At 73.1% G+C, this 14,430-nt stretch carries 12 protein-coding genes; 4 read left to right on the plus strand and 8 right to left on the minus strand.

The window, feature by feature from the left end:
- Nucleotides 1-98 precede the first annotated feature (98 nt).
- The 4 genes from alaS to rpsD all read right to left on the minus strand — a co-directional run bounded on the left by alaS (nucleotide 99) and on the right by rpsD (nucleotide 4,601).
- Complete coding sequence (alaS, locus tag FHU37_RS09725) at nucleotides 99-2,771, minus strand: alanine--tRNA ligase (RefSeq protein WP_179813821.1); 2,673 nt, start codon at nucleotides 2,769-2,771, stop codon at nucleotides 99-101.
- The gene (locus tag FHU37_RS09730) at nucleotides 2,771-3,136 is read right to left on the minus strand and encodes a DUF6167 family protein (protein WP_179813822.1); all 366 of its coding nucleotides are present in this window, start codon (nucleotides 3,134-3,136) and stop codon (nucleotides 2,771-2,773) included. Before FHU37_RS09730 ends, alaS begins: the two co-directional genes overlap by 1 nt.
- A 15-nt stretch (nucleotides 3,137-3,151) precedes the next feature.
- On the minus strand, nucleotides 3,152-3,568 hold the full coding sequence (locus tag FHU37_RS09735; RefSeq protein WP_179813823.1) for a DUF948 domain-containing protein: 417 nt from the start codon (nucleotides 3,566-3,568) through the stop codon (nucleotides 3,152-3,154).
- 421 nt (nucleotides 3,569-3,989) lie between these two features.
- Nucleotides 3,990-4,601 (minus strand): 30S ribosomal protein S4, encoded by a 612-nt coding sequence (gene rpsD, locus FHU37_RS09740; protein WP_446680293.1) that lies wholly within the window; start codon nucleotides 4,599-4,601, stop codon nucleotides 3,990-3,992.
- A 775-nt stretch (nucleotides 4,602-5,376) separates the two neighbouring features.
- Between rpsD and FHU37_RS09745 the strand changes: the two genes are divergently transcribed.
- From FHU37_RS09745 to FHU37_RS09760, 4 genes are all read left to right on the plus strand, one after another.
- Nucleotides 5,377-6,438 (plus strand): ABC transporter permease, encoded by a 1,062-nt coding sequence (locus FHU37_RS09745; RefSeq protein ID WP_179813825.1) that lies wholly within the window; start codon nucleotides 5,377-5,379, stop codon nucleotides 6,436-6,438.
- Between the two features lie 243 nt (nucleotides 6,439-6,681).
- Complete coding sequence (locus FHU37_RS09750; RefSeq protein WP_179813826.1) at nucleotides 6,682-8,439, plus strand: ABC transporter substrate-binding protein; 1,758 nt, start codon at nucleotides 6,682-6,684, stop codon at nucleotides 8,437-8,439.
- 117 nt (nucleotides 8,440-8,556) lie between these two features.
- Nucleotides 8,557-9,549 carry an ABC transporter permease gene (locus FHU37_RS09755; protein WP_179813827.1) on the plus strand — a complete coding sequence of 331 codons (993 nt, stop codon included), beginning with the start codon at nucleotides 8,557-8,559 and terminating at the stop codon, nucleotides 9,547-9,549.
- A gap of 90 nt (nucleotides 9,550-9,639) precedes the next feature.
- The gene (locus FHU37_RS09760) at nucleotides 9,640-11,472 is read left to right on the plus strand and encodes a dipeptide ABC transporter ATP-binding protein (protein WP_179813828.1); all 1,833 of its coding nucleotides are present in this window, start codon (nucleotides 9,640-9,642) and stop codon (nucleotides 11,470-11,472) included.
- Nucleotides 11,473-11,509: 37 nt separating this feature from the next.
- Here FHU37_RS09760 and FHU37_RS09765 read toward each other — a convergent pair whose 3' ends face one another.
- The 4 genes from FHU37_RS09765 to FHU37_RS09780 all read right to left on the minus strand — a co-directional run bounded on the left by FHU37_RS09765 (nucleotide 11,510) and on the right by FHU37_RS09780 (nucleotide 14,175).
- Entirely contained in the window at nucleotides 11,510-12,910 is a 1,401-nt protein-coding gene (locus FHU37_RS09765) for a replication-associated recombination protein A (protein WP_179813829.1), read from the minus strand.
- 123 nt (nucleotides 12,911-13,033) lie between these two features.
- Nucleotides 13,034-13,366, minus strand: coding sequence for a hypothetical protein (locus FHU37_RS09770; protein ID WP_179813830.1), 333 nt, complete (start codon nucleotides 13,364-13,366; stop codon nucleotides 13,034-13,036).
- 14 nt (nucleotides 13,367-13,380) lie between these two features.
- Nucleotides 13,381-13,719 (minus strand): hypothetical protein, encoded by a 339-nt coding sequence (locus tag FHU37_RS09775; RefSeq protein ID WP_179813831.1) that lies wholly within the window; start codon nucleotides 13,717-13,719, stop codon nucleotides 13,381-13,383.
- A gap of 183 nt (nucleotides 13,720-13,902) precedes the next feature.
- Nucleotides 13,903-14,175, minus strand: a complete 273-nt coding sequence (locus tag FHU37_RS09780) for a hypothetical protein (RefSeq protein ID WP_179813832.1) — start codon at nucleotides 14,173-14,175, stop codon at nucleotides 13,903-13,905.
- Nucleotides 14,176-14,430 lie beyond the last annotated feature (255 nt).

Below are 14,430 nucleotides of genomic sequence, written 5' to 3' on the forward strand. Positions count from 1 at the left end.
GCCGGGTGTGGTGCTGTCCGCTGTGGTGCTGTCCGCTGTGGGCGGTCCGTCCGCGCGGTCGTGGCGCGGACGGGCCCGGCGCGGGCGGCTCCGGTGGGTCAGGCGACGCGCTCGCGGACCAGCCGCTCGACGGCGGCCACGGCGTCCGCGACCGCGTCCGGGTTGCTGCCGCCGCCCTGGGCGACGTCGTCCTTGCCGCCGCCCCCGCCGCCGAGCGTCTTGGCGGCGGTCCGCACCAGCTCACCGGCCTTGACGCCGCGCTCCCGCGCGGCCTCGTTGGTGGCCGCGACGACGAGCGGGCGCCCGCCGGTGACGGTGAACAGGGCGATGACGGCCGGGCGGCCGCCGGTGATCCGTCCGCGCACGTCCAGCACCAGGCGGCGCAGGTCGTCGGCGGTGGTGCCGTCGGGGATGCGGGCGGCGACCAGCGCGACGCCGGCGACGTCCGCGGCGTCGGCGGCGAGCCCGCCGGCGGCCTGCAGGACGCGCTCGGCGCGGAACCGCTCGATCTCCTTCTCGGCCTCGCGCAGCCGGCTGACGATGCCGGCGACGCGCTCCGGGAGCTCCTCGGGTCGGCCCTTGACGACCTCGGTGAGCTGGGAGACGACGGTGTGCTCGCGGGCGAGGAACTTGTAGGCGTCCACGCCGACGAGGGCCTCGACGCGGCGCACGCCGGCGCCGATGGAGGACTCGCCGAGCAGCTTGACCAGGCCGAGCTGGGCGGTGTTGTGCACGTGGGTGCCGCCGCACAGCTCCTTGGAGTAGTCGCCGATGGTGACGACGCGGACCCGGTCGCCGTACTTCTCGCCGAACATGGCGATGGCGCCCTGCTTGCGCGCCTCGTCCATGGTCATGACCTCGGCCTGGACGTCGAGTTCGCGGGCGAGGACCTCGTTGATCTTCTGTTCGACGTCGGTGAGCACGGAGCCGGGGACGGCGGTGGGCGAGCCGAAGTCGAAGCGGAAGCGGCCGGGGGCGTTCTCGGAGCCGGCCTGGGCGGCGGTGGGGCCGAGGGCGTCGCGCAGCGCCTGGTGGGTGAGGTGGGTGGCGCTGTGGGCGCGGGCGATGGAGCGACGGCGGTCGGTGTCGATCTGCGCCCAGGCGGTGGCGCCGACGGTGATCTCGCCGACCAGCACGGTGCCCTTGTGCACGATGACGCCGGGCACCGGGGTCTGCACGTCGCGGACGTCGACGGCGGCGCCGGAGGAGAAGGTGATCCGGCCCTGGTCGGCGAGCTGGCCGCCGCCCTCGGCGTAGAAGGGGGTGCGGTCCAGGACGATCTCGACGTCGTCGCCCTCGTGCGCGGCGGGCGCGGAGAGGCCGTCGACGAGGAGGCCGAGCACGGTGGCCTCGCCGGCGGTGTCGTGGTAGCCGGTGAAGTCGGTGGTGCCGGAGGAGTCGGCGATGTGCCGGTAGGCGCTGAGGTCGGCGTGGCCGGTCTTCTTGGCGCGGGCGTCGGCCTTGGCGCGCTCGCGCTGCTCCTTCATCAGGCGGCGGAAGCCGTCCTCGTCGACGGTGAGCCCCTGCTCGGCGGCCATCTCCAGGGTGAGGTCGATGGGGAAGCCGTAGGTGTCGTGGAGCTGGAAGGCGGCGTCGCCGCCGAGGACGGTGCCGCCGCGGCGGCGGGTGTCGGCGACGGCGGTGTCCAGGATGGTGGTGCCGGTGCGCAGGGTCTGCAGGAAGGAGCCTTCCTCGGCGGCGGCGACGGTCTCGATGCGGCCGCGGTCGGTGATCAGCTCGGGGTACTGCGGGCCCATGGCCTCGATGGTGGTGTTCACCAGCTCGTGGCTGACCGGCTCGGTGGCGCCGAGCAGGCGCATGTTGCGGATGGCGCGGCGCATCATGCGGCGCAGCACGTAGCCGCGGCCCTCGTTGCCGGGGGTGACGCCGTCGCCGATGAGCATGACGGCGGTGCGGATGTGGTCGGCGACGACGCGCAGGGAGACGTCGGACTTGTGGTCGGCGCCGTAGCGGTGGCCGGTGAGCTCGGCGGCGCGGCCGAGGATCATCCGGGTGGTGTCGATCTCGTAGAGGTTGTCGACGCCCTGGAGGAGCGCGGCGAGCCGTTCGAGGCCGAGGCCGGTGTCGATGTTGCGGGCGGGGAGGTCGCCGACGATCTCGAAGTCGTCCTTGCCGGTGCCGGCGCCGCGCTCGTACTGCATGAAGACCAGGTTCCAGATCTCCAGGTAGCGCTCGCCGTTGACGGCCGGGCCGCCGGCTTCGCCGAAGGCGGGGCCGCGGTCGTAGTTGATCTCGGAGCAGGGGCCGCAGGGGCCGGGGACGCCCATGGACCAGAAGTTGTCGGCCTTGCCGAGGCGCTGGATGCGGTCGGCGGGGACGCCGACCTTGGTGCGCCAGATCTCCTCGGCCTCGTCGTCGTCCTGGTAGACGGTGACCCACAGCCGGGACTCGTCGAGGCCGAAGCCGCCGTCGGAGACGGACTTGGTGAGGAGCTCCCAGGCGAGCGGGATGGCCCCTTCCTTGAAGTAGTCGCCGAAGGAGAAGTTCCCGCACATCTGGAAGAAGGATCCGTGGCGGGTGGTCTTGCCGACCTCTTCGATGTCGAGGGTGCGCACGCACTTCTGCACGCTGGTGGCCCGCTTGTAGGGCGGGGTGGCCTCGCCGAGGAAGTACGGCTTGAAGGGCACCATGCCGGCGTTGACGAGCAGCAGCGTCGGGTCGTCGGCGACGAGGGACGCCGAGGGCACGACGGTGTGGTCGCGCTCCTCGAAGAAGCGCAGCCAGCGGCGGCGGATCTCTGCCGACTCCATCAGTGGTGGTCCTTCCCGTGGTGCGTGGCGCGTCCGGTGGGGTGGTTCCGGCGCGGCGCGCGCGTCGGGCCCGTGCGGGGCGCGGGCATTGCTGCGTGGTGGGTGGTCGTGGTGCTGCCGGGGGCGGGGCCGCCGGCGGGGTCGGTGTCCAGGCCGAGGGCCTGGACGAGTTCGGCTTCGCGGACGGCGGCTTCGGCGCGTACCTCGTCGACGAGGTCGCGGAGCGAGTCGGCGAGGTCGGTGAGCGAGCCGCCGATGCTGCGGGCGACGTGGTCGGGCTGGAGGCGGCGCACGGTGCGGTTCAGCCGGTTGACGACGTAGACGGCGGTGCCGGCACCGACGGCGATCCAGAACAGGCGGCGCATGGTGGTCCCGTCCCCCTAGTCGCGTCCGGTGGCGCGGCGGCGCGCGGGGCGGAGTCCGGCGCGGCTGGCGCGGACGAGTTCGCTCTGCCGGCGGCGGGCGACGGCGGCGCGCACGGCGTAGCCGAAGGCGGCGACCCGGACGAGGGGCCCGCTGACCGTGGAGGCGACGGTGGTGGAGAGCGCGGAGGCGTTGGCGGTGACGTTCTGCACGTGGCCGGTGATGGTGTCGACGCGCTCGAGTTGGGCCTGGGTGGTGCGGACGGTCTCGGTCACCTCGTCCAGCAGGGGGACGGTCTTGTCGGTGATGCCGGCCACGAGGCGCGTGGCCTCGGCGAGGACGCGGGCCAGTCTGACGAGTACCAGGGCCATGAAGGCGACCAGTACCGCCCAGAAGACGGCCACGATCAGGCCGGCCACCTCTCCACCGGACACGTTGTGCGCTCCCTCGTTCGTCGGTTGTGGTGCCTCGCGCCTCGGCGGGGAGGGCGAGGGGTGGAACGCCTCGGCCGTCCGCGGGTCGCCGTGGGCCGGTCGCGCTGGGGCGGGTGTCGGCCGCGGGCCGGTGGTGGCCGGGAACGGGGTCCGCCCGGCCGTCGGCCGCTGTCGCGGTCGGGGCGGCGCGGGTGTGGCGGCTCCGCGGGTGCGGGGGCGCTGGGCCCGGGCGGTGTGCTTGACGTTCCGAGTGAACCCTATCGCGCGCGGGGTGTGCTTCCCGGCCGTCCCGGCCTGGCGGGAGGGGCGTGGCCGGCGCGTGTTGGGGTCGGGGCTCCCGGCCGGGTGGCGGGGTGGGGGGAGAAAGCGTGATCCCGGGCCGCGCGGGGTGGCCGCGCGGCCCGGGATCGTCACCCGTGGATCAGCGGGAGTAGTACTCGACGACGAGCTGCTCGTCGCAGACCACCGGGACCTCGCGGCGCTGGGGCTCGCGCTCCAGGCGGAAGGCGAGGGCCTTGAGGTTGACCTGGAGGTACTTGGGGGTCTGGCCCTCGCCGGCGAAGCCGCCCTCGCGGACGACGTGGAACAGCGGCTTGTTGCGGCTGCGCTCGCGGACCATCACGACGTCGCCGATGCGCACGTTGTAGGAGGGCTTGTCGACCTTCTGGCCGTTGACCTCGATGTGGCCGTGGACGACCATCTGGCGGGCCTGGTAGATGGTGCGGGCGAAGCCGGCGCGCATGACCAGGGCGTCGAGGCGGCGCTCGAGCTCGACGATCAGGGCCTCACCGGTCTTGGTCTCGGCCTTGCGGGCGCGGTCGAAGGCGCGGCTGAGCTGGGTCTCGCTGAGGTCGTACTGGGCGCGCAGGCGCTGCTTCTCGAGCAGGCGGACCTTGTAGTCGCTGCTCTGCTTGCGCCCGCGGCCGTGCTGGCCGGGCGGGTAGGGGCGGGCCTCGAAGTACTTGACGGACTTCGGGGTCAGCGGGATGCCCAGAGCGCGGGACAGCCGGACCTTGGGACGCGAGTTGTTCACGTGAACGGGAACCTTCCGGTACTGGTGTGGCTTGCTTCGGTGCCGGGGCATCGCTGGTCCGACTCGGGAAACCCGTGCCGCGGCACGGGCCAGCCGCACCCATGAGTCGGAGGGTCCCGCGGGCGTGTCGGCTCGGGCGAAGAGCGTGGCGCGGCGGGAGCGGTCCTCGGTCGAAGGGCAGCGCGAAGCGGAACTCGACGGTCCGGAGAATGCTCCGGTGACGAGCCCGGCGTCTGTGCGCCCTTCGCGAGTCAGCATACCCCCTCCCCGGGGGCGGGGCGTCCGCCGGCGGGGCGCTCCGCGGGGCGGTGCGGCGCAAGGGGTTTTCCGGGCGGCGCGCGCCGGCCGGAAACGGATCCCGGCGGGCGGTGGCCGGTGTTCCGCCTCCGCCCGCCAGGGAAGCCTACGCACGGTCGTGCCGGGCGGGAGGGGGCCGCCGGGCAGGGGATTCGCGTGGCGGCCGTGCGCGGACGTGGTGGCGCCCCGCGCGGACGTGGGGAGGATTGTGATCACGAGGGGGGCGGACGGCGGCCGGGGGGAAGGGGCGGCGAATGGGCCGATTGCTTCCCTGTTGCCGCCCCGTGAACACGGAATGACGGAACTTCTCTCAAATCGGACCAGTCCCCCGCAATACTCTCGAACCACTGGTCACAACTTCGTCTCGACATTCTCGAGCCCATTGCCGGCGGGCCCGCGAGGCAGGAAATTCGCCGCAAGCGCCGGTAACCCCGGCGTGTCCCGCTGCTACCGCCCACCGAAGCGGAAGTGACTGCCGATGAGCAAGGGAATTGATTCGGGCCCGGCCGCCGGTACGGCGGCGGCCGGTGCCGTGGCCGCCGCGACCGCGGGCGCCGCGACCGTGGCCGTCGACGGCCGGCCGGGCGGGGCGGGGGTTGCGGCGGCGGGCCTGTCCCCGGGCGCCCTGGCGCTGCGCCGCTTCCGGCGGGACCGGGTGGGGATGTTCTCCCTCGGGGTGGTGCTGTTCTTCCTGCTCGTCTCGTTCGGCGCCCCGCTGATCGCCCGGCTGTACGGCAAGGATCCGAACACCCACTACGGGCAGCGGATCCCGGGGCTGCTGACCCCGACGGGCGCCCCGGTGCTGCCCAACGGGGGCGTCAGCGGCGAGTTCTGGTTCGGCCTGGAGCCGGGGCTGGGGCGGGACGTGTTCACGCAGCTGCTGTACGGCATGCGCACCTCGCTGGTGATCGCGTTCGCCGCGGTGCTGCTGACCACCGTGATCGGGATGGTGGTGGGGGTGACGGTGGGGTACCTCAGCGGCCTGTCGGACCGGCTGTTCGTCCTGGTGTCCAACACGCTGCTGGCGTTCCCGACCCTGCTGCTGTTCATCGCGATGACGCCGGTGATCGACTCGCGGCTGGTCGAACCCGGCGAGGAGAAATCCGCCCTGGTGCAGTTCGGCACGTTGATCCTGGTGCTCGCGGCGTTCGGCTGGGTCACCCTCGCGCTGTTGCTGCGCACCCTGGTGCGCTCGCTGCGGGAGAGGGAATTCGTCCAGGCGGCGCGGGCGATGGGCGCGAGTCGCACCAGAATCATTTTCCGGGAGCTCCTGCCGAATCTCTGGGCGCCGATCATCATTCACGTGACCCTGGCGGTTCCGGCCTACGTCACCACCGAGGCGGCGCTGTCGTTTCTCGGTGTGGGAATCCTCGAACCCATTCCTGACTGGGGCCGGATGATCAATCGCGGGGCGCAGTTGTTCTACTCGGTTCCGACGTACATGTTCTGGCCGGGCGTGACGATCCTGGTGTTCGTGCTGGCGTTCAACCTGCTCGGTGACGCCGTGCGGGACGCGCTGGACCCACGGACCGGACGCTGACCGGGCCCTGACCGCACGCCGCCCCGACGCCCAGGCGCCCGCGCTCCCCCGCTCCCCGACCCGGCTACCCGGCTGCCCGGCTCCCCGGCTGCCCCGCCGCCCGCCGACCACTGCCCGCACCGCTCCCCTCCCACGCCTGTCCCCTGCCAGGGCCCGGCCCGTCGTCGCGCGGGCCGGCCCCGCCCTACCCATGTCTCGGGTTCGTTCGCCTCGGCCCGGGCGACCAGATCAGGAGGAACCGCTGTGAACCATCGCAGACTGGGCCGCGCGGTGGCGGCCGTCGCCGCCGTGGCCGTCGTCGCCGGGTGCACCTCGGGCGGCGGCAACACGGAGCCGGGCACCTCCGCGGCGCCGTCCTCGACCGCGCCCGAACCGGTCGAGCAGCAGAACTTCCGGATCGGCACCGCCGAGGAGAGCCGGGGCCCGGCCCCGGAGGTCGAGGGAGCCCGCTCGGGCGGCACCATCAAGGTGTACGACCAGGACGACCACGCCCACCTGGACCCGCAGAAGATCTACGTCAACTCCGAGTCGACGGTGGCCAAGCTGTTCTCCCGGCAGCTGACCACCTACACCCAGATCGACGGCTCCACCGTGCTGGTCGGTGACCTCGCCACGGACACCGGTACGCCCTCCGACGGCGGCCGCACCTGGACCTTCACCCTCAAGGACGACGTGAACTGGGAGGACGGCCAGCCGGTCACCTCAGCCGACGTCAAGTACGGCATCGAGCGCTCCTTCGGGGAGGGCATGGAGGTGGGGCCGCCGTACTTCCAGCAGTGGCTGACCGGAACCTCGAGCTTCACCGAGGCGCAGCAGGCGTACGGCGGCCCGCGCGACGGCGAGCTGGACGCCATCGAGACGCCGGACGACAAGACGGTGGTCTTCCACTTCGCCGAGCCGCAGGCGGACGTGCCGTTCGCGGCCGCGATGCCGACGGCCACGCCGGTCCGCGAGGACAAGGACACCGGCGCGGACTACGACGTGCACCCGTTCTCCAACGGCCCCTACAAGATCACCGAGCGTGAGTTCAACTCCACCCTGGTGATGGAGCGCAACGAGTACTGGGTGCCGGAGACGGATCCGGCCCGCTACCAGTTCGCGGACCGCTACGAGTGGCAGTTCGGCCTGGAGTCGCTCAACATCAACCAGCGGATCCTGGAGGAGCCGGGGTCCATGACGGTCACCAGCGTGCTCTCGCCGGAGCTCATCGACCAGGTCGACGCCATGCCGAACCGGGACCAGGTGCTCAACCAGGGCCTGTCGCCGTACGTCGACTACTTCTACATCAACACCCGGCGGATCACCGACCGGACGGTGCGCGAGGCGCTGCTGTACGGCCTGCCCCGGGAGCAGATCCGCCAGGTGGAGGGCGGTCCGATGGTCGGCGAGTTCGCCTCCACCATCACCTCGCCCACGCTGTACGGCTTCCAGGAGTACGACCTGTTCGAGGCGGACCCGGCCGGTGACCCGGCCAGGGTGGCCGAGCTCCTCGCCGAGGCCGGCCGGGAGAACCTGCGGATCACCTACGCCTACCCCAACACCGACCGCTGGCAGCAGATCGCCCAGGCCCTGGTGGCCGGCTACGAGGCCTCCGGCATCGAGGTGGTGGCCACCGCCGTCGACTCCACCAACTACTACGACGTCATCGCCGACCCCGACAACGAGTACGACCTGTACTGGGGCGGCTGGGGCGCCGACTGGCCCACCCCCTCCACCGTCCTGCCGGTGATCCTGGACGGCCGGCAGCCCGGCGACCTCAACCACGCCTTCTACGACGACGAGGAGGTCAACGCCGAGATCGACCGGATCTCCGCGCTGTCCGACCCGGACGAGAAGAGCGCGGCCCTGTACGCGCTGGAGCGGGAGGTCATGGCGGACGTGCCGCTGATCCCCTACGTCTACAACGCCTACAACCAGCTGCACGGATCCGGACTGGGCAACGTGCGCCTGGACCCGGTGCACGGCCTCAACGCGCTCAACGGGGTCTACGTCGCCGAGTGACCCTCCGGGGCCACCGCCACCGCTCCACCGCCACGCAACCACCCCACCGGGTGCGGCGCCCGCCCGAGTCCCGCCAGGGCCGGCGCCGCGCCCGGCGCGCCCGGAGGTTCCCGTCCCATGCTCGCGTATCTCGCCCGGCGCCTCGTCCAGATGGTCGTGGTGCTGCTGGCCATCAGCGTCGTCACCTTCGGCCTGTTCTACGCCGCGCCCCGCGACCCGGCCCGGCAGGCGTGCGGCCCGACCTGCGACCCGACCAGGATCGATGCCCTGCGGCACAGCATGGGCCTGGACCAGCCGATCGCGACGCAGTACCTGGAGTACATGCGCGGCATCGTGCTGGGTCGGGAGATCCGGGACGTGGACGGCAGCATGATCGACTGCTCGGCGCCGTGCCTCGGCTACTCGTACTACCTGCACCAGCCGGTGCTCGACGCCATCGTCGGCCGCTTCCCGGCCACCCTCTCGCTGGCCGCCGGCGCGCTGGCCGTCGTGGTGGCGCTGGGCGTCACCTCGGGGTTCGTCAGCGCGCTGCGCCGCGGGAGCCTGAGCGACCGGTTCCTGTCGATGTTCACCCTGGTCGGCGCCAGCGTGCAGATCTACTTCCTCGGCTACGTGCTGCAGTACTACCTGGTCTACCAGACCGGGCTCTTCCCCACCCCGGGGTACACCCCGCTGACGGAGGATCCGCTGGAGTGGCTGCGCGGGCTGCTGCTGCCCTGGCTGGTCCTCGGCTTCGTCCAGGCCGCCGTCTACGCCCGCATCGCCCGCTCCCAGATGCTGGAGACGATGGGCGAGGAGTACGTGCGCACCGGGCGCAGCAAGGGCCTGGGGTGGTGGCGCAACCACCTGCGGTACACCTCGCGCGGTGCCGCGGCGCCGCTGGTGCAGCTGATCTGCCTGGAGGTCGGCACGCTGCTGGGCGGGGCGGTGATCACCGAGACGGTGTTCGGGGTGAACGGCATCGGGCAGTTGTCGCTGGACGCGATCACCCAGAACGACCTGCCGACGGTGGTGGGCACGGTGATGCTGGCGGCCTTCGTCGTCGTGCTGTTCGTGGCCGTCGCCGACCTGGTGATCGCCTACCTGGATCCGCGGGTGCGGCTGAACTGAGCGTCACCGGCGCCGCCGCCTGACCCGCCGCCCCGCCCCTCCCCCGCCGCCGTCGCGGACCTCCTCCCGGAGCCTGAGAAGGAGCCATCGATGAACGCCACCACCGACGCCTCGGCGGGCGCCCCCGCCGCCGCCTCCCCCGTCGTGCTGAGCGTGCGGGACCTGGAGATCACCTTCGCCACGGAGCACGCCCCGGTGCGGGCCGTGTGGGGGCTGGACTTCGAGCTGCGGCGGGGTGAGGTGCTGGGGATCGTGGGCGAGTCCGGGTCGGGGAAGTCCGCCACCGGTCTGGCGTTGATGGGCCTGCACGACCCGGGGCGCACCACGGTCACCGGCAGCGCCCGGCTGGGCGGTCTGGATCTGCTGGCGGCCGGGGAGGAGGAGATGCGGCGGGTGCGGGGCGGGCGGATGTCGATGGTGTTCCAGGACGCGTTGGCCGCGCTGAGCCCGTACCACCGGGTGGGGGCGCAGCTGGAGGAGATGTACCGGTTGCACCATCCGCGCGCGGAGCGGGGCCGGGCGCGGCGCCGGGCGGTGGAGATGCTGGACCGGGTGGGCATCCCGGAGCCGGGGCGGCGGGCGCGGGACTTCCCGCACCAGTTCTCCGGGGGCATGCGGCAGCGGGTGATGATCGCGATGGCGCTGATGAACGAGCCGGAGGTGGTCATCGCGGACGAGCCCACCACCGCGCTGGACGTGACCATCCAGGCGCAGGTGCTGCGGATCCTCAAGGACCTCCAGGCGGACATGGGGCTGTCGGTGATCCTGGTGACGCACGACTTCGGGGTGATCGCCGAGACGACGGACCGCACGCTGGTGATGTACCGGGGGCGGAAGGTGGAGGAGGGGCCGACCGCCGAGGTGCTGCGCGCGCCGCGGCACCCCTACACCAGGGCGCTGATCGCCTCGGTGCCGACGCTGCGCACGCCCCCCGGGTCGCGGCTGCTGACGGTGGCGGACTTCCTGGGTGGCGACGACGACGCCGACGGCGAGGCGGTGGCGGGCCGGGACGGGGGGCAGGCCGCCGCGGAGAGCAGCGCGCCGGGGCCGGTGGAGACGGCTTCCCCCGCGGCCGCGGAGGCGGTCTCGGCGCCGGCCGTGGCCGCGCCGGAGGGCTCGGCACTGCTGAGCGTACGGGGTCTCTGCGTGGACTTCCCGGTGCGTTCGGCGATCCTGCGGCGGACGGTGGAGAAGGTGCGGGCGGTGCGGAACGTGTCGTTCGAGATCGCCCGCGGGGAGTCCTTCGGCCTGGTCGGGGAGTCCGGATCGGGCAAGACGACGACCTCCCGGGTGCTGGTGGGTCTGGAACGGGCGACCTCGGGATCGGTGCGGTTCGACGGCGAGGAGCTCACCACCGCCCCGCACGCCCGGCGGATGGCGCTGGCCCGGCGGATCCAGATCGTCTTCCAGGATCCGTACTCCTCACTGAACCCGCGCCGCACGGTGGAGGAGATCGTCGCCGCGCCGCTGGAGATCCACACGCGGGCCACGGCGAGGGAGCGGCGGGCGCGGGTGCGGGAGCTGCTGGAGCTGGTCGGGCTGGAGCCGGCGCACCTGCACCGCTACCCGCACGAGTTCTCCGGCGGGCAGCGGCAGCGGATCGGCATCGCACGGGCGCTGGCGATGGAGCCGGAGCTGATCGTGGCGGACGAGCCGGTGTCCGCGCTGGACGTCTCGGTGCAGGCGCAGGTGCTGAACCTGCTGCAGGACCTGCGGAGGGAGCTGGGCGTCTCCTACCTGTTCGTCTCGCACGACCTGACGGTGGTCCGGCACTTCTGCGAGCGGATCGCGGTGATGTACCGGGGGGAGATCGTCGAGTCGGGTACCCGGGAGGAGATCTTCGCCGCGCCGAAGCACGAGTACACCCGCTCGCTGCTGTCGGCCGTGCCGCAGATGGGCGGCCGGGCGCCCGCGGCGGTCTGAGACGCCGGGGCGCCGGGGCGCCGCCCGTCGCGGGTCCTCACTCCCTGGGCTTGCCGAGGCGTTCGCGGACCCGTTCGGCGACCTCCGCGTAGCGGGCCTCGGCGCCGTGCCGGGTGGGCCGGTAGTAGCGGCGGCCGTGGACGGCGTCCGGGGCGTACTGCTGGGCGGCGATGCCTCCGGGCAGGTCGTGCGGGTACTGGTAGCCCTGGCCGTGGCCGAGCGAGGAGGCGCCCTTGTAGTGGGCGTCGCGCAGGTGGGGCGGGACGGGGCCGGCGAGCCCCTTGCGCACGTCGGCGAGCGCGGCGTCCACGGCCATGATGGCGGCGTTGGACTTCGGGGCCAGGGCGAGGTGGATGACGGCCTGGGCGAGGGTGATCCTGGCCTCGGGGAAGCCGATCAGGGCGACGGCCTGGGCGGCGGCCACGGCGGTGGTCAGGGCGGTGGGGTCGGCCAGGCCGATGTCCTCGCTGGCGGAGATCATCAGCCGTCGGGCGATGAAGCGGGGGTCCTCGCCGGCCTCGATCATCCGGGCGAGGTAGTGCAAGGCGGCGTCGACGTCGCTGCCCCGGATGGACTTGATCAGCGCGCTGGCGACGTCGTAGTGCTGGTCGCCGTCGCGGTCGTAGCGCACGGCGGCCTGGTTGACGGCCGCCTGGAGCGTCTCCACGTCCAGGGTGGGCGGGCCGTCGTCGATCGCGCCGCCATCGGCCGCGCCGTCTCCCGTGGCGCCCCCTTCCCCGGCGAGGACGGCTCCGGCTCCGGCCTCCAGGGCGGTCAGCGCGCGGCGGGCGTCGCCCCCGCTGACCCGCACGAGGTGGTCCTCGGCCTCGGGGCTGAGCCGGATCTCGCCGGCGAGTCCGCGTTCCTCGGCGACGGCGCGGCGGACGAGCTGCCGGATGTCGTCCTCGGTGAGGGGTTCGAGGGTGAGCAGCAGGGAGCGCGAGAGCAGCGGGCTGATCACCGAGAAGTGCGGGTTCTCGGTGGTGGCGGCGATCAGGGTGACCCAGCGGTTCTCCACGGCGGGCAGCAGGGAGTCCTGCTGGGCCTTGGTGAAGCGGTGGATCTCGTCGAGGAAGAGCACGGTGTCCTGGCCGTGTGCCCCGGAGGCGCGGCGCGCGCCCTCGATGACGGCGCGGACCTCCTTCACGCCGGCGGTGATCGCGGACAGCTCCACGAAGCGGCGGTTGGTGGCGTGGCTGACGACGGTTGCCAGGGTGGTCTTGCCGGTGCCGGGCGGGCCCCACAGGATCACCGAGGAGGTGGCGGCGCGGCCGGTGGAGGCGGCTACCAGGCGGCGCAGCGGCGAGCCCGCACCGAGGAGGTGCCGTTGGCCCACCACCTCGTCGAGGGTGCGGGGGCGCATCCGCACGGCGAGGGGGGCGGCCCCGGGTTCGGTCTCCTGTCGTCGGTCCGCCGCGGCGGTGAAGAGGTCGTCCACGGGCCGCAAGCCTATGGCGGGCGGGCGACAGCCGGCGAACGGCGGGGGCCGGTGGGGCCGGTGGGGGCCGGTGGGCCCCACGCCGGGGCGCGGGGCCGGCCCACGCCGCTCACTCGCCGCCGCTCACCCGCCGGCCAGCAGCACGGTGGTCAGCAGGAGCAGCAGGACCGGCACCACCAGCACGCTCAGGGCGGTGGTGACCAGCAGCAGGGTCCGCCGCTCCGGCGAGACGGCGTCCGCCCGCCAGGCCATGCCAGCGGCGCCGAGGGCGCCGACGGCCAGCAGGGGCAGCGGCAGCATCAGCGGGCTGGTCGGGTCGGCGAGCGGGGAGCGCAGCCAGAGGTAGACCAGGCCCAGCGCCGCGCCGGCGAAGGCGCCGGCCCAGATCCGGTCGGCGGTGGCGGGGGCGCGTCGTCCGGGGCGGGGACGGCGGTCGTCGTCGTATCGGTCGGTCATCGGTTCCGCCGCCCTCAGGCCCCGTAGAGGTAGTACGTGAGCCAGGAGTAGAAGCCGACCACCGCCGGGACCTGGAGCATGGCGATGGCCGCCAGCACGCGCAGCTGCCCACGCTGGCGCGCCCGCCATCCACGCACCCGGGCGAGGGCGTAGAAGGCCATCGCGCCGCCGACGACGGCCGGCACGAAGGGCAGCACCAGCATGATCCCGCCGGAGCGGCGGCCGCTCTCGGCCACCAGCACCCCGAGGGCGAACACGGCGACCGCCGCCGCGACGGCGGGCCAGCGCGGCGGAGCGGCCGAGCCGGTCGCCGTCGTCGTCCTCGTCGCTGTCTGACCTTGGGTTCCCATCATGGCCATCAGCTTCGTGGGGCGTGGAAAGCCGCACATGAGTACGCGTACTCATGTGCGGCGGGGCGCGCTACCCGGCTCTACGCGTGTCAAACAGCACAGAGTGCCCCGGCCCCCGACCGCCGGCCGGTGCCGCCCGGGCGGCGGCCCGCGCTGCCCCGGCGGCGGCCGAGGGCGGGGGCGGCGTCACTGTGCCGGTACCGGCACCGTCTCCCCCAGCGCCCGCGTCGCCGTCTGGTCGTCGTCGGACGAGGTGCCGGGGCGGCCGGCCAGGGAGCGCAGGGTGTGGAAGTTGCTGTAGCTGACGGCGCGGCGCAGCCGGCCGCCCTTCTCCTCGACGACGAGCGCGTAGCCCTCCTCGTCCCAGGACTCCACGGTGCGCGAGATGACGCGCTGGCCGCCCTCCCTGGTCGTGTGGACGAAGAGGGCCTCCCATCCGGTGGGGGTGACCTGGTGCATCGATCGGCTCCTCGGTTTGACGGGACAGGGCTGACATCGGCGGGTGTGACAAGCCCTCAGCACTGGCCTACTCGATGGTTGCCGCGGGGTGTCGGCAGGGTGCCGCATCCGTTACGGCTCCGTGACACTTACGTTGCCACGCACGGGAGTTGGGGATCCCGGGTTGTGAGGATCCGTTCCGCAAAATGTCCGCCAAACCTCCCCCGGCAGTTCGTCAAGCCAGGTCAAGAAAGCCCACGCGCCCGCCGAACGAAC

Origin of the sequence: Allostreptomyces psammosilenae (genome assembly GCF_013407765.1) — a bacterium.
Taxonomy (GTDB): domain Bacteria; phylum Actinomycetota; class Actinomycetes; order Streptomycetales; family Streptomycetaceae; genus Allostreptomyces; species Allostreptomyces psammosilenae.

Coding starts and splice junctions, on each gene's coding strand:
- FHU37_RS09730 (WP_179813822.1), bottom strand. CDS start 3,136: ATGCGCCGCCTGTTCTGGATCGCCGTCGGTGCCGGCACCGCCGTCTAC.
- FHU37_RS09760 (WP_179813828.1), top strand. CDS start 9,640: ATGAACGCCACCACCGACGCCTCGGCGGGCGCCCCCGCCGCCGCCTCC.
- FHU37_RS09780 (WP_179813832.1), bottom strand. CDS start 14,175: ATGCACCAGGTCACCCCCACCGGATGGGAGGCCCTCTTCGTCCACACG.
- FHU37_RS09745 (WP_179813825.1), top strand. CDS start 5,377: ATGAGCAAGGGAATTGATTCGGGCCCGGCCGCCGGTACGGCGGCGGCC.
- FHU37_RS09770 (WP_179813830.1), bottom strand. CDS start 13,366: ATGACCGACCGATACGACGACGACCGCCGTCCCCGCCCCGGACGACGC.
- FHU37_RS09755 (WP_179813827.1), top strand. CDS start 8,557: ATGCTCGCGTATCTCGCCCGGCGCCTCGTCCAGATGGTCGTGGTGCTG.
- alaS (WP_179813821.1), bottom strand. CDS start 2,771: ATGGAGTCGGCAGAGATCCGCCGCCGCTGGCTGCGCTTCTTCGAGGAG.
- FHU37_RS09775 (WP_179813831.1), bottom strand. CDS start 13,719: ATGATGGGAACCCAAGGTCAGACAGCGACGAGGACGACGACGGCGACC.